This window comes from Pseudomonas sp. ICMP 561 (assembly GCF_002699985.1).
GTDB lineage: Bacteria > Pseudomonadota > Gammaproteobacteria > Pseudomonadales > Pseudomonadaceae > Aquipseudomonas > Aquipseudomonas quasicaspiana.
This window is the reverse complement of record NZ_LKBT01000045.1, coordinates 311,531-323,714: the sequence shown is the minus strand read 5'-3', so window position 1 is coordinate 323,714 and position 12,184 is coordinate 311,531. Positions and strand designations below refer to the sequence as shown.

The window sequence follows — 12,184 nt, the reverse complement described above, 5'->3', positions numbered from 1 at the left end:
GCTGCCGAATTCAAACGGGAAGGAACGCTAACGTCTCAGGGTCGATCTCGGCATAGCTTCCCAAGTCTCCCTTGTAGAGCCTGATCCTGGAGACCCCTAAGTCCGCCTGCAAGAAAGAGACAAGCGGCCCAAGATTATCGTTGGTATGCATCGTAGCCGGCCTTACGACTATCGCCCGCCCAGGCTCGTCATCGTAAGTTCTGATCAGGAACATATTCCCTTCGTGCTCCACGCTGTAATGGTAGCCACGGTACTCATACTCCAGATCAAGGTCGACATCGTCAAAACGGACAGATTTCACTATCTTCACGGCAGGAACCAACATTTGGGTTTTACAGGAGGATCGCCTCGTGAAGCGCTTCTTTCAGCCGCTCTGGATGTTCTGCCAGGCATTTAGCCTCACTCTCGGGGGCTCATTTTCCACCAGACAACTGATGCTGTGATGACTGCACCGATTATGGTTGCTGGCAAGACAACCATGATTCCAATGATGCCAAGACCAAAGTCGTCTGCCAGCTCAGCTCTTGATGTGGCTCCCGTGTTTGCCATTTCGAACATCACTGCCGCTTCACTAAATAACCATTCGAATGATGGGAGTGCAATGAGAAAGGCCAGTGTCGTAATCGCAACGCGCTTGATCATTCCTGATACCTAATGATGAGAGTGCACTGGATCCCGTGTAAATCAGGCGGCTTCCAGGCTATGCCAACACCTAAAGGCTGTATTGAGTCTAGAGCTTTACTTCGCGACAGCTGCGCGCTTGTACTGCTCGTTCCACCAGACGGCAAGTTCAGCATGTTGTTCATGAGTGACCCACGCCACATTCGTTTGGTCTGTTGGATCGCCCCCGCAGGCTAACGGCTTCACATACCACTTGATCTTCCCTGTGAACTGCTCGTCAGGCTCCAGCGAAATCTGCTGGGGCAGCTCATAAGGTGCAATACAGGACGCATCAAGTGGCAGCGTTGGAACCGTAAACATTACTCCGCAAGAGTTGATGACTATAAAGTCATCCCAACTCCTCAGGCCCAGTAGCGTGTAACCCGGCAGGTAATGGTCAAATCGGTAGGCTTTCATCGCAGCGAAGCTTTCATCCTGTGTGAGCATGATGAGGTAATCGTCGTTTTGCCAACCTTCGTTCATAAAATATTTACTCACTTCCAGGATTCGTTTCGTTATCAACGGCTCATGGCTGCAAGCCGCCTGTCAGTACATATCATATTGCCCATCACCGCGAGGAGTTTTGCTGGACCGTGATAACGAGAACCGCCAAATTTCCCACGATACCGAGAACCGCCCACGCAGTGAAATCCCCCCTAAATCAAGCGACACTCGAAATGCCCGCTTTTTCCAACCAGATCGGTCATCGCCATGTACCAGTATTATTATGCCGATGCCCGGACAGTTCATACTTAGGTTGATATATGGCCAGAAGCGTTAGGCTTCAGAAGAAACTTCATTCGCAGCATCTCATTGAGATAGCGGGAGAGGTGGTGCTTGATGAATGCCTTGTTGAAAATCTATGGGCGCTCAACAGCGGTGACAGATTTGAGTTGAACTCACGCTCCTGCAGTTTTGGAACCGTCCAGAAATACCACCTGGAATACGTGATAACGAGAGGCCCGCTACCTGGGCACTGGCTCTACAAAGAATTTGACCCAGAGGAGCTGACATTGTTTTTTACGGCAAAAGACTTTGTCGGCATTTGCCATGGCTGGACCTTGTTTGACGATTGACCGTTCGGCGTTAGCTTTCTGGGAGGCAGCTTCTGGCTGATGTCTGCCTATCGTGAAAGGCGGGCATTTGCAATAAAATAACGCCCGTCCCGGTTGTAGGATTCATAAAATTAGCTCCAGGTGTACGACCCTGTTTTTCATCTGAGACCCGTCGATATAGAAAGCAGCCGTTCAAGCTGTGAACAAGTTTAGCCTCGCCCAACCCACTCTGTTTACAAATGCCTGCTGACACGAAGGATCCTGTGCATGCTCAAATCCCTGCTCGACAAAATCTTCAGTCGTCCTCTGACTCAGGAAGAATTTGCCAAAAAATTTATCGATTCAGCCCGCAAGGCTGGCTACAGCGAGGCCATGGACTTTCAGGCTAGCGAGTTTCGCATCCGTCATAACAATGGCTCGTACTTCAATCTTCATAACGCCTTTCACGACTATCAAAATGGAGACAAGACCCAGAAGGTCGCAATTCTGAATGGGTACGTATCGACTCTGTTGGTGTCTGGCCAGAGAACCGGGACGGTCTTTGAAGACGTGAAATCGCAATTACGTCCGGTGATTCGAAATCTTGCCATGCTTGAGGAAATTCGACTGGAGCACGCCAGAAATCATAGCGACAAGCGGCACGATGTCGTTTATCAGCCCTTGGGCCGCGACTGTGTGATTATGCTTGCCGTTGACTCTCCCGAGTCCACCGCCACCCTTACCAGCGGCCCTGAAGCGCAGTGGGGTGTCACAATGGATGAGGCAGTGGCGATCTCCATTGAGAACTTGCGTGATGCTACGCACGAGGCCTTTGGTGAAATTATCCCTGGGCTTTACTCCGCGGAGTGGGCGGACGGATACGACAGCAGCAGAGTCTTGTTGCCAGATGTTCTACAGCGCGCACCCGTTAAAGGTCGACCGGTGTTCATGATCCCCAGTCGTGACGTCTTGATGGTCACGGGCGACAAGGACGAGCAAGGCATCCGTCAGATGGTCGAGCTTGGCTTCAAAGCGCTTGAGAGGGGCAGGGCAGTCTCCACCGACATTTATACCTATGACGGGCGCGATATCGTCCCATTTCACCCTGATGATGATGCGGTCAATAACCGTCTGGCCACGCTGGAACATCTGCTGCTCCAGGGTAGCTACAGTAATCAGAAAGAGTTGCTCGATAAGGTCAATCTTGAAACGAGCGTCGATGTGTTTGTTGCCTCGTACCTTCTCTACGAGCTGACTGACCAGAACGGCAAAACCGTATCGATCAGCACTTGGACAAAAGATGTGCCTACCCTATTGCCCAAGAGTGATCGCATCGTGTTGGTTGACCCCTTTGAGGGTGGGGAGCCGACAGTCAAAACCGTTCTATGGAGCGAACTTGAATCCGAGCTTGGCGATCTGCTGACTACAGAAGCTGGCTATCCACCTCGCTATCGGACACTAGGATTCCCTTCAGCAGAGCAGCTTGATCGCCTGACTGCCTTGTGAATGACACTCCCAATTATCCAGCGAATGCAATTGATCAGAACCTTGGTGTCACTGACGGTGCCGCATTGTTGAGCAGGTTTGACGTCGAGGCCAAAGTCATTCCGGATAGCGCTCAACCGGGATGACTGCTTCTGGCACCATCCAGGCACCAGGATAATTTTGCGCACTGGCAGGAGAAAGCAGGTGATCGCTAGAACCGACCGCAATAGGAACTCAATGAAGTCGACAGTCTGTAAGGCCATCGCCTGCATGCTACTCATGTTTTCCCTGCCCACATGGAGCAACACGTTCCCCGATATCGTGGTGCTTGGTGACGACGCCCGCGTGTTATTGCTGAAACAATGCACGCAGCCATGCCGTTCCGGCGCGAACAGCGTAGCGACTGCGCCACTGGGCAGTTCCGCCTCAAGCATCGCCTCCCTGGCCCAGCGCGCAAAGCATGCGGTGATTGTGGTCGACGCAACACGAGGCCCGCTGCAAATTATCCGTGAACATATCCTGATCGCCCGGCAGGCGGGAGTGCCCAGCCTATCTTTGTTGTTCGTCAACACCGGCCGAGTGAAAGACAGTGAATTGCTGAAGATGGAAGAGCAAGAGGCCCGGGCAGTGCTGAGCACCTATGACCTGAACGGCGATCAGGCTGCGCTGTTCACGGTCAAGACCTTGTGGCGCGGTGGCGATGAGTTAAGCGACGCTCTTGCTGCACTCAAAAACACCCCTGATCGGCCGGAGGAATCTCTCGCTTTTATCAACGGTCAGCAACTGGCGACGTTTATCTATCTGCTAACGCCGCTAGAGTCGAAGTGGACGTTGGCACTGCAAAAAGACAGTCCCGTCACCGTCTGGATAAACGGCCGCGTTAGCCAGGGGCTGGTGTCGTCGACCCATACCCTCAACCCTGGCGACAGCGGCGACATGTCGCTGCAACTTGGCGCGCCGGTTTCGGCGGCTACCGGCTCACGCTTTTTGCTGGAGCGGGAGGGCAGAATTATTGCGTTGGGGGTGGTGAAGGGAGTTGGTGTCCAGGCCGCACCTTAGACACTCAATCAGCATGCAAATAATTCGGGGTAGTCTAATTCTATCGGTCGTTTCTGGCCGAATCCGAACCTTATGGACACTCTGGTCAACTCCTCCGGCAAGATCTCAAGTGGCAGCGTTGAAGGCAGGTTTTTGCGGTAGGGAAAGAAGTTGTCGCCTGACCTCCAGCGCGATAGCGCCATAGCCTTTCCCGATACCTTTCTTCGACACCGAGTAGTCCTGCTGAGCAGATACGTCCTCCCAGCGATCAACGGCTTGAAGTTCTCGGTGTGTGATATCGGTGTCAATCTCGAACGCAATGAAATGTTCGGTTTGAGTGAGCAGTCGTCCAAACAAGCGCGGCATACCGGGAAAATCTATTTCCAGTTCCAGGACGATGGTTTCTGACCAGGCAACACCTTGGCTCTCGGCATGTTCGGCCAGGCAAGCAGGAATGCTCCTGTTCCGCCAGGCGCTAGCGGTCTGTGCGATCTTATAGGCAGCGACTGCATTCTGTTCTTGTACGTTCAGTTGTCGTTTTTTCAATAGCCTGTTGATGTCCAGTGCAGGCTCCTTAGCACAGTGCCGGTGCTTCGATGATGATCCGCTTGTACTCATCTGGATCGAACAAAAATGGGCCAATATCGCTGATTGGAAGAGGAGATTCATAGCCGTTTTCATACGCAAATGAACCCCAGACAATGCCGATATCGCTCCTTTCAATCTCTACAGAATAAGCTCCGCACCCAATGTCCCCGCACTCCGGGCAGATGTAAATAATCACTCGGGCAGCCCCTCCTTCAGGTAGATCCCGGCACAGGAGGTCGGCGACGAATGTCTGGTGTTGTTGGGGGAAACCACTGACAAAGGGAGTCATGAAATCTGAGTGAGTACCGTCCGTGCTCGTGAGGATATTCAGGACGGAACATCCGTCGATTCGAAAGTCCAGGTAGTTACGCTCTGTGACGGTACACCCGCCCGATGAAGAACCTGGCCGGTTGACTCGATCAAGGGTGAGTGCGCTGAGCTGCATATGATTGGGCCGGAGGAGAGGTATGGGGCAATTACACTCGTTATCAATTTACCTGGCAACGCAGAGTTTCCCGATGCGCTACTTCTGGCCGATTACATCTGCACCAAATGACAAACTGATTTCGCGCTCAGCTATCAATCAGGCCGGAACTCGACCGTTGCGCCCAAAGCCTCCAGCCGGTCACGCAATTGGCGCAGTTGAAGTCTGGTGCCACTTCCTGCCTTGAATTCAGGCGCGTCGGCAAGTGCCAGTGCTTCTTTCAATGACAATTTGCTCCCTTTGCTCCCTTTGCTGACTAGCTGAACGACCTTGAGCTTATGGAGACCAAAGGCAGTAACGATCAAGTCGCCGCTTTCAAAATCAGCCGGATCATAGACACTGATTTCAGGTGTCGATTGCTCCAGAAGCTCTGCTTCCTGACGCGCATCGATGACTTCACGCCAGTACTGATTCGCAGAGCCAATCTCCGCCATGATCAAGCGATTGAATTCGAGGGTGTCATCATTCACTTCTGCCAATGCTTCCAGCAAACGGCGAAAAGCCATAATGCTCGGCGCTATCTGTATGGCGTCCCACCGGCCTGCTCCGTGGGGTGCGGTATAGACCGGATAGCCGCTTTGAGCTTCGGTCGTGGCAATAAAAACCGGGTCATCCAGCCCGGTCATCGCTAGGACATACCAGTCGGGATTCCATTCGCCTTCAATGTCGGATACCAGGCTTTCGCCGGTATTCCCGTGGGTCCGGAAGCCAGCCTGAAAATCATCAAGACGATCCGGTTTGGCATAGTGCGTGGGTAAAAGAAGATCACCCACAACGACGCCATTGGTAAGAAATTCTCGGATGTCTTCGTAGGCCAGATTCATACGTCGATAGATCTCCATAGTCTTGGATGTCAGTGAAATAAATCACCAGACAATGGGTTCGTCGTTCCACGCCCAAAAGGTCCCGCTGTCGGACGGTCCATGTATTCCCACCAACTCAATAATACGATCCGCCGAGAAAGCCGGTTCGAACAGTTGACCATCAGGCACGTTTGCCTGAAAGGGTTTGGACAGATCCGTGTCAGTCGTGCCTGGGTGTATTGCCAGAACAGTAGAGGCAGGATTCAGACGTTTCAATTCGATACTGGCCGTGTGCAGTAACTGGTTGAGCGCCGCTTTACTGGCTCTGTAGCTGTACCAGCCACCCAATCGGTTATCGCCAATTGAGCCAACCCTCGCGGAGAGCGCCGCAAAGGTAGAAGGTTGTTTGCGCAATAACGGGAGCAGGTGTTTAAGCAGCAGGATTGGAGCAAACGTGTTGGTCGCAAAGCTCGCTTGCATGCTCGCAAGGGTTAGTTGTGCCAGACCCTTTTCTGGTTTTGCGCCATCCTGATGAAGAATGCCTAGCGCACTGATGACGAGGTGCAGATGATCGCATCCTTCAAGCGTCTCCCTCACGAGTGCTTCGAGGGATTGCTCATCGCGCGCGTCGCAGTCGGCTCGTTTCAGACGGTCGCCATATTGCTCTGCAAGCTTTGCCAGCTCTGTGGAGGTACTGGCCTTTCGCGCTACGGCCCAGACTTGAGCCACATCATCGCGAGCCAGCAAAGCCGCGCAGAGTGCCAGGCCGATACCTCGGCTGGCTCCGCAAACCAGCACGTGAGCTTCGCTGTTCAGTTCGGGTATCAAACTCATAAGGCACCTTGAGGGGCATGGCTGAAGTATTGTTTATGACTCAGTTTCCGTTAATGAGCTAATGAAGCTGACAAGTCAAAACCCAATACGTTGTGCCACTATATTATTGAATCTAGATGCAGTTTTTTAAATGAAGGAATAGAAATGGCTGAAATCAGCAAGGTGCCTGCCCATTTGGCAGAGGAGCTCAAAGGGTTGATCCAACAGGGGCTCGGCTTACTGAATCTTACTCCGGATCACGCTCCGGCTGACGTGGTTGAGGCAATTACGGAGCGGGTGCGTGAGTGCAAAGCGAGTGGCACAACGTTGCCCGAAGGCGAAATATTTGCGCTTGGCGCGTTGCTCGGCCAACAGTACGTAGAAGGGCAGGGCTGGCACTGGGGCGATGTCGTTTGGGATTATGATGAGACCACTGCGGCGGTCGGCGTGCTGAACCACGACAACTCATTGTTCATCAACCCTATTGGCTGGGTGGCTGAAGTGATGGAGTCCGAGGGCGGCGTCGGCTTCATGCTCAACTACAACATGGTCAGCGTGCACCAGGTCCCGGTATTCGATCCTGATAGCGCCACAGGCCTTTACTGACTGCTTACTCTGGAGGAGCGTGCGACTCAACTGAACGCTGGTTTATCCGCGCAATGAGTCGCTCGGCACTCGCCTTGCCTTACGGGTAGCCTTTCAGTGACAGGCAGCAAATGGTCGATATCCGTAGGTTATGCCTATAGGCCCGAAAGCAGACGATGCAATAAGGCAGAAATCGCTCAAATATCACGTATGGATGTCCGGGCTCAAAGGCGCGCACGGGCCGTAATGAACAAGGAAGAATTGATGTCGGAAGACACTTTTGACGTGCTGCTTGAAACGGCCATGGCCGGGTTGATGAGCAAGCAGGAAGCATTACAGCAACAGTATGGGTTGGGTGGCATGGCGCGCTGGTGGCTTGATCAGGACACCGCCTCTCTCAGTTTTTTCGATGAGCAGGACAGGAAGGTCGCCGAAGCGCTGATTATCAATATCGGCTCCTTTGTACCAAAGCACTCAAGCTGGAAATGGGCTTGGAGTAATCCAACCGTGCCTGACGCCCTTCGCGATCGGGCGTTGCCGCTCAAGGAGCTGGAAGCCATTACGGGTTTTCAACTGTTTGGCAACGAAGAGGCGTTTCCTGTCGAGGACGAAGCCATGGCTTGGGAGCTTGCTGCCTTTGCGGTTCAACACCTGGATGCAGTGGGTTGCTACCGGGCACCTTCTTCGTCTGATGGTCCGACGGTTTATCTGGCAATTACCGAGCTGAAGCGCATCAGGCTCTGATGCATGAACGCGTGGATAACGGGGTGTGTTTGAGCGAACACAAAGTACCGGTGCACCGTAATGCCGTTGGATTCGAGCGAGGTGATCTGTTTGGCCTGACGCGCGAGCTCTTGCGCCCCGACCCACGCTCGACGAATCTTCTGCGCGGGACCCAATGGTCCTGGACGGCTTCGTCTGGCCGATCTCTGCCTCTCACGTAAGACCACTTCCGATTCAGAGCTGTCATCCGCTACTGGCAATTGTTTTCATGTGCCCACTTCATTGATCAGTTTGCGCCAGCCATCCCTTGCCTCCTGCTCCGAGGTAAAGACTTGTACTTTTGGATGCCAGAACGGCTCCTCAGTTACGATGCATTCCAAAGTTGAGTCCTGAAACGTAAAGACATAATGGATGGCATGTTCTACAAACAGTTGCTTATCGTGTCGCGGATGAATGGCGTTTCTCTGCTCAAGCTCTGCCAGCCAGGGCGAATTATCTACCCGATGAATCTGGTATTGCTTGAGTCCAAGTCCAATCAGTGGATGGCCGCCCAAAGCCTCATCGTTTGGCCAGCCAAACTGGATTTTTTTTACCAGGGGAAAATGGATCAAAACTATTTCCTCCCCATCGGCGCAGTACCGCAAACATAGCTGTGTGTCCGTGGCGAACACCACGGGTTCGGGCGATGTACTGGGCTGTGGCCAGAAGTCGAGCGGCACTACGGTCGGGAGTGTCATGGGGAGCCTGGTGAACGAAAGGGGTAAAGCAGAGTGCGAGAGGGACGTGTTGTCGTCAAACGTTTCTGATCGCGACAGGGCGCTTTTGGCAGTTCTCTACCAGCCGCTTCAGGCAGAAAACGTGATGTGTTTTTCGATCAAATTGCCCCCCGGGTCATAGCTTTACTCCTGATCGCGCCAGATATAGGCTGACGACAAGTTGCTGACTCAATGCTGGCAGCCACGGCACCAATCATTTATTACAAGAGCCGGAGTGATAAAGATTTCACAGCAGAATATCGCTCTAACAAATCTTCTCCACATTCAGTCTAATTCCACTGTCCCTTGCAGCATTTACAACCGTCTCGGAGATGAGAGGGTCAACCCATATAATTTTATCAACAAAGAAAAAGTCCAACCCTTTGACTTCTTGTTCATTGATGCATAATTTTTTGATACCCCTGACCTGATAATCCGTGGACAGCTCGCCGTTGGCAATCCTGTCTAAAATCATGGGTTTTCCTGAGTACTCGGAATTGAGATAATCAAAACAGATCAACTTGTTTTCAGCATGAGCCAGGAAATATCTATTTTCCGTTGCGCTTCCATTGAAATAGCTGGAATTTACCATGAGAAAATCCAGGTCAACCTTATGGCTGCTCAGTATTTCTTTCAATGGCTCCGACACGAAAAAAGCACCGCAAGTTGCAAGAAAGAAATCCGCATTTAGCTTTTTCACACGCTTATCTAACTTCAGGTTAACCCTGGTTTCGGCCAAAAAAAACTTCTTGCCCACCTGATAGTACTCTGGAAGCCTAGGGACGAACTCAACATCCGCATCGACGAGGCTGTCGGCTGTCCCTTCATGTCGAAGAACATAATATTGCATGGCACATCTCCTAACGAGTAGATCGGGTACCTTTAGGTCTCGGATCCGTATTTTGCAAGTTAAATTGATCAGCCCCAGAATTATTTATACTCCGCTCGACCGCTGTAATTGTCTTAAGAGTTTGGCTATCAGGCACAGTAGATAGATTGCCAATTTCTGTTCAGCCACCAACCTCCGGTCACGAGCCGCATCGTAGTAAGACTGCCCCAGCGTATGTTGAACCGACTCCGTGATCCCTTGCTGTGATGGGTGAGGATTTTATCGTGGGGTTGCCCATGAGGCGCTTTATCCAAGGTGAACACCTAAGTCTAGGCACAATATCTACTGCTATCTCAACCGCATTCATTCGAGCCGAAGACCAGGGCGAGAATATTCCAAGGCAAGCATCTGCCGTAGTAGGATGCGGCTTTAAGCAAAAGTAGCCTCGCCATGGATGTTCAAGCGCTCGAGCAAAGCAACGTCTTGTCGATCACAGTGGATCAGGCCCATCGATATTTTGAGATGGTTGTTAGTGCGGACGACGAGAGCAAGTACAAGCTGATGGCATGGAACGCCGACGGTACTGAGCTCACCATCAGGCTTGGCGCTCTTGATATTAAGGATTCAAGGGGGCTTGGAGAGCTTGAAGGGATAAACATCGTTGAGAACGTTTTATTCCTTGAGGGTGATTTTGGAGATATGGCTATCTACGCGACTACAGTTTTGGTAGAGAAGCTTTTTTAAATCTGCCTCCGCGCCCGGCACCGCTTGATGTGCTTATGAAGGAGTCAAGCATGCAAACATTAATGGTGGTCTCTCGACTTTTCCCTGATTTGCTAAATGGAAACAAGAGGTCAACGATCCGCTTCGGCGAATCGCACATAGTTCCTGGCTATCTGCGTTATGAGTGCGAAGGAAAACCTGGTCAAACGACTGTCGTGTGGGTCACCCGTTGCACGTACATGCCTTTGAACGAGGCGGCCGCGTTCTGCGGCATGGAGGCCACGTGGCCGCCGATGGTTATGCTCGAGGGGATGCGGGAACACTACCCTTGTATTCAATTGTCCGACACGGTTCGGGTCGTTGAGCATTACACACCTGAGCAGACCAAGAACCTTGGCCAGCTTGGCCAACTGTGTGTATTAGGGTGCTGAGGTGTAGTGGAGCGTTTATGTTCATCTGAGCATGACCGTTTCACTCACCTCAATCACTAGATCCCGATGGCTGCACTTAGCCGATTTCTGCCTCTCGTGAGAGGAAGAAATCAGCCACAAACCGCCGGTCGAGCGACGAGGGCTCCCGACCAAAACCTGTCGTTCATCTGTCTCTATAAAATCCAGGCACCGCTCGGTGAATAGCAACGGGAGTAAAAGGTGATTTCAGACAGCTTGCGGAGTGTGAACCAGCAAATCGAAAAAACGATTGCTGCACTTCGAGACAAATGCAGCGCGTCTGATGAAGTCGTCGTAGCTGATTACTTGAAGCGGTACGAGGCTAGTCTGGCGCTAATCGGGACCGGCTCAAAACAAAACCTGGAGGCGAGCTTGAAGGGGCTCTTGAACTGCACGCGGGGCTACCTGGAAACCACCAGTCATCATGATCAGGAATTTCTTGCCGAAATGTATGAGACGGAACGACTGATCAAGCAGCTGCTGAAGGACGAGCTACTTTGAGTGGGTTAAAAAGCCTGACGAGTTCATCGACTAAGCGCACCGGATTGGTATCGCTGACATAGTGGTTGAGGCTCTCGGGAAGCCGCTGGTCGCGCGGCTTCAAGAGAGCCTCTTGGTGCCGCTACCCAACAGATAGCAGGGAATCACAATGGCCGAATACCGTTATACGAACGCGGACAGGTTGAGTCAGCTCAAGGAACTGGAGTCAGTACTGCCCGAATTGATACGGGTCGCTAGTTCTACTCCGGCGATGACTTACGTTGAGGATTATCGTCTGGCGCTTGCGAAGGTTGTTGAGCTTCAAAAAGAGGATTTTACCCAAAATCAACTATCGGCCCTTGGACGAGCCATCCCGGATGTTTTCAATCGGCATAAAGAATGGATACCTCCCATGCACCAGACAGAGACAGGTGAGTGGGTTGAGCACGAGTGGTGGACTTTGCTTGATGAGAAATTACAACCTGTCCTGAGTCTTGCCAGAACGTTACAAACCCTTGGGTACTACTAGTGTCCTGCGTCAGCATTGCTGATTTATTCGCTTCCGATCCTGATGGCTTCGTTCTTAGACGCTTTTACTCTCCTCGCATTGCTCGGCCGTTACAGGTTTGAATTGCACTGAACACTCTATCCCCAGCGAACTCCAAATCTTGCCCGGGCGCTCAGATTCAGCTTTCGCGTCGATGGGTATTTGAACCACTGCCCAATCAAGGAAAT

The 12,184-nt window shown here is 52.1% G+C and carries 17 protein-coding genes; 9 read left to right on the top strand and 8 right to left on the bottom strand.

Annotated elements, in window-relative coordinates; genetic code table 11:
• Positions 1-10 precede the first annotated feature (10 nt).
• The 3 genes from AO242_RS23570 to AO242_RS23560 form a co-directional block, all read right to left on the bottom strand.
• The gene (locus AO242_RS23570) at positions 11-325 is read right to left on the bottom strand and encodes a hypothetical protein (protein WP_099270567.1); all 315 of its coding nucleotides are present in this window, start codon (positions 323-325) and stop codon (positions 11-13) included.
• Between the two features lie 74 nt (positions 326-399).
• The gene (locus tag AO242_RS23565) at positions 400-642 is read right to left on the bottom strand and encodes a hypothetical protein (protein ID WP_027900108.1); all 243 of its coding nucleotides are present in this window, start codon (positions 640-642) and stop codon (positions 400-402) included.
• Between the two features lie 96 nt (positions 643-738).
• Positions 739-1,143 carry a hypothetical protein gene (locus AO242_RS23560; protein ID WP_099270566.1) on the bottom strand — a complete coding sequence of 135 codons (405 nt, stop codon included), beginning with the start codon at positions 1,141-1,143 and terminating at the stop codon, positions 739-741.
• A gap of 281 nt (positions 1,144-1,424) precedes the next feature.
• On the opposite strand from AO242_RS23560, the gene AO242_RS23555 reads away from it, so the two are divergent.
• The 3 genes from AO242_RS23555 (at position 1,425) to AO242_RS23545 (ending at position 4,238) form a co-directional block, all read left to right on the top strand.
• A complete protein-coding gene (locus AO242_RS23555) occupies positions 1,425-1,736 on the top strand; it encodes a hypothetical protein (RefSeq protein ID WP_099270565.1) in 312 nt (103 codons plus the stop codon).
• Positions 1,737-1,982: 246 nt separating this feature from the next.
• Positions 1,983-3,200 carry a DUF1444 family protein gene (locus tag AO242_RS23550; protein WP_099270564.1) on the top strand — a complete coding sequence of 406 codons (1,218 nt, stop codon included), beginning with the start codon at positions 1,983-1,985 and terminating at the stop codon, positions 3,198-3,200.
• Between the two features lie 216 nt (positions 3,201-3,416).
• Positions 3,417-4,238 carry a hypothetical protein gene (locus AO242_RS23545; protein WP_099270563.1) on the top strand — a complete coding sequence of 274 codons (822 nt, stop codon included), beginning with the start codon at positions 3,417-3,419 and terminating at the stop codon, positions 4,236-4,238.
• Positions 4,239-4,343: 105 nt separating this feature from the next.
• Here AO242_RS23545 and AO242_RS23540 read toward each other — a convergent pair whose 3' ends face one another.
• From AO242_RS23540 to AO242_RS23525, 3 genes are all read right to left on the bottom strand, one after another.
• Positions 4,344-4,886 (bottom strand): hypothetical protein, encoded by a 543-nt coding sequence (locus tag AO242_RS23540; protein WP_257153492.1) that lies wholly within the window; start codon positions 4,884-4,886, stop codon positions 4,344-4,346.
• Between the two features lie 498 nt (positions 4,887-5,384).
• Positions 5,385-6,113, bottom strand: a complete 729-nt coding sequence (locus AO242_RS23530; RefSeq protein ID WP_176560691.1) for an SMI1/KNR4 family protein — start codon at positions 6,111-6,113, stop codon at positions 5,385-5,387.
• Positions 6,114-6,155: 42 nt separating this feature from the next.
• Positions 6,156-6,926, bottom strand: a complete 771-nt coding sequence (locus tag AO242_RS23525) for an SDR family NAD(P)-dependent oxidoreductase (protein ID WP_099270561.1) — start codon at positions 6,924-6,926, stop codon at positions 6,156-6,158.
• A gap of 144 nt (positions 6,927-7,070) precedes the next feature.
• Between AO242_RS23525 and AO242_RS23520 the strand changes: the two genes are divergently transcribed.
• Positions 7,071-7,511 carry a hypothetical protein gene (locus AO242_RS23520; protein ID WP_099270560.1) on the top strand — a complete coding sequence of 147 codons (441 nt, stop codon included), beginning with the start codon at positions 7,071-7,073 and terminating at the stop codon, positions 7,509-7,511.
• 243 nt (positions 7,512-7,754) lie between these two features.
• Positions 7,755-8,234: a DUF6882 domain-containing protein gene (locus tag AO242_RS23515; protein ID WP_027900102.1), complete on the top strand. Its 480-nt coding sequence runs from the start codon at positions 7,755-7,757 to the stop codon at positions 8,232-8,234.
• A 245-nt stretch (positions 8,235-8,479) separates the two neighbouring features.
• On the opposite strand, the gene AO242_RS23510 is transcribed toward AO242_RS23515, so the two are convergent.
• Positions 8,480-8,824 carry a hypothetical protein gene (locus AO242_RS23510; protein WP_241154133.1) on the bottom strand — a complete coding sequence of 115 codons (345 nt, stop codon included), beginning with the start codon at positions 8,822-8,824 and terminating at the stop codon, positions 8,480-8,482.
• 409 nt (positions 8,825-9,233) lie between these two features.
• Complete coding sequence (locus AO242_RS23505; RefSeq protein ID WP_099270558.1) at positions 9,234-9,818, bottom strand: imm11 family protein; 585 nt, start codon at positions 9,816-9,818, stop codon at positions 9,234-9,236.
• Positions 9,819-10,247: 429 nt separating this feature from the next.
• Between AO242_RS23505 and AO242_RS23500 the strand changes: the two genes are divergently transcribed.
• From AO242_RS23500 to AO242_RS23485, 4 genes are all read left to right on the top strand, one after another.
• Complete coding sequence (locus AO242_RS23500) at positions 10,248-10,541, top strand: hypothetical protein (protein WP_099270557.1); 294 nt, start codon at positions 10,248-10,250, stop codon at positions 10,539-10,541.
• A gap of 50 nt (positions 10,542-10,591) precedes the next feature.
• Positions 10,592-10,951: a hypothetical protein gene (locus AO242_RS23495; RefSeq protein ID WP_099270556.1), complete on the top strand. Its 360-nt coding sequence runs from the start codon at positions 10,592-10,594 to the stop codon at positions 10,949-10,951.
• 219 nt (positions 10,952-11,170) lie between these two features.
• Positions 11,171-11,470 carry a hypothetical protein gene (locus tag AO242_RS23490; RefSeq protein WP_099270555.1) on the top strand — a complete coding sequence of 100 codons (300 nt, stop codon included), beginning with the start codon at positions 11,171-11,173 and terminating at the stop codon, positions 11,468-11,470.
• Between the two features lie 148 nt (positions 11,471-11,618).
• Positions 11,619-11,978: a hypothetical protein gene (locus AO242_RS23485; protein ID WP_099270554.1), complete on the top strand. Its 360-nt coding sequence runs from the start codon at positions 11,619-11,621 to the stop codon at positions 11,976-11,978.
• Positions 11,979-12,184 lie beyond the last annotated feature (206 nt).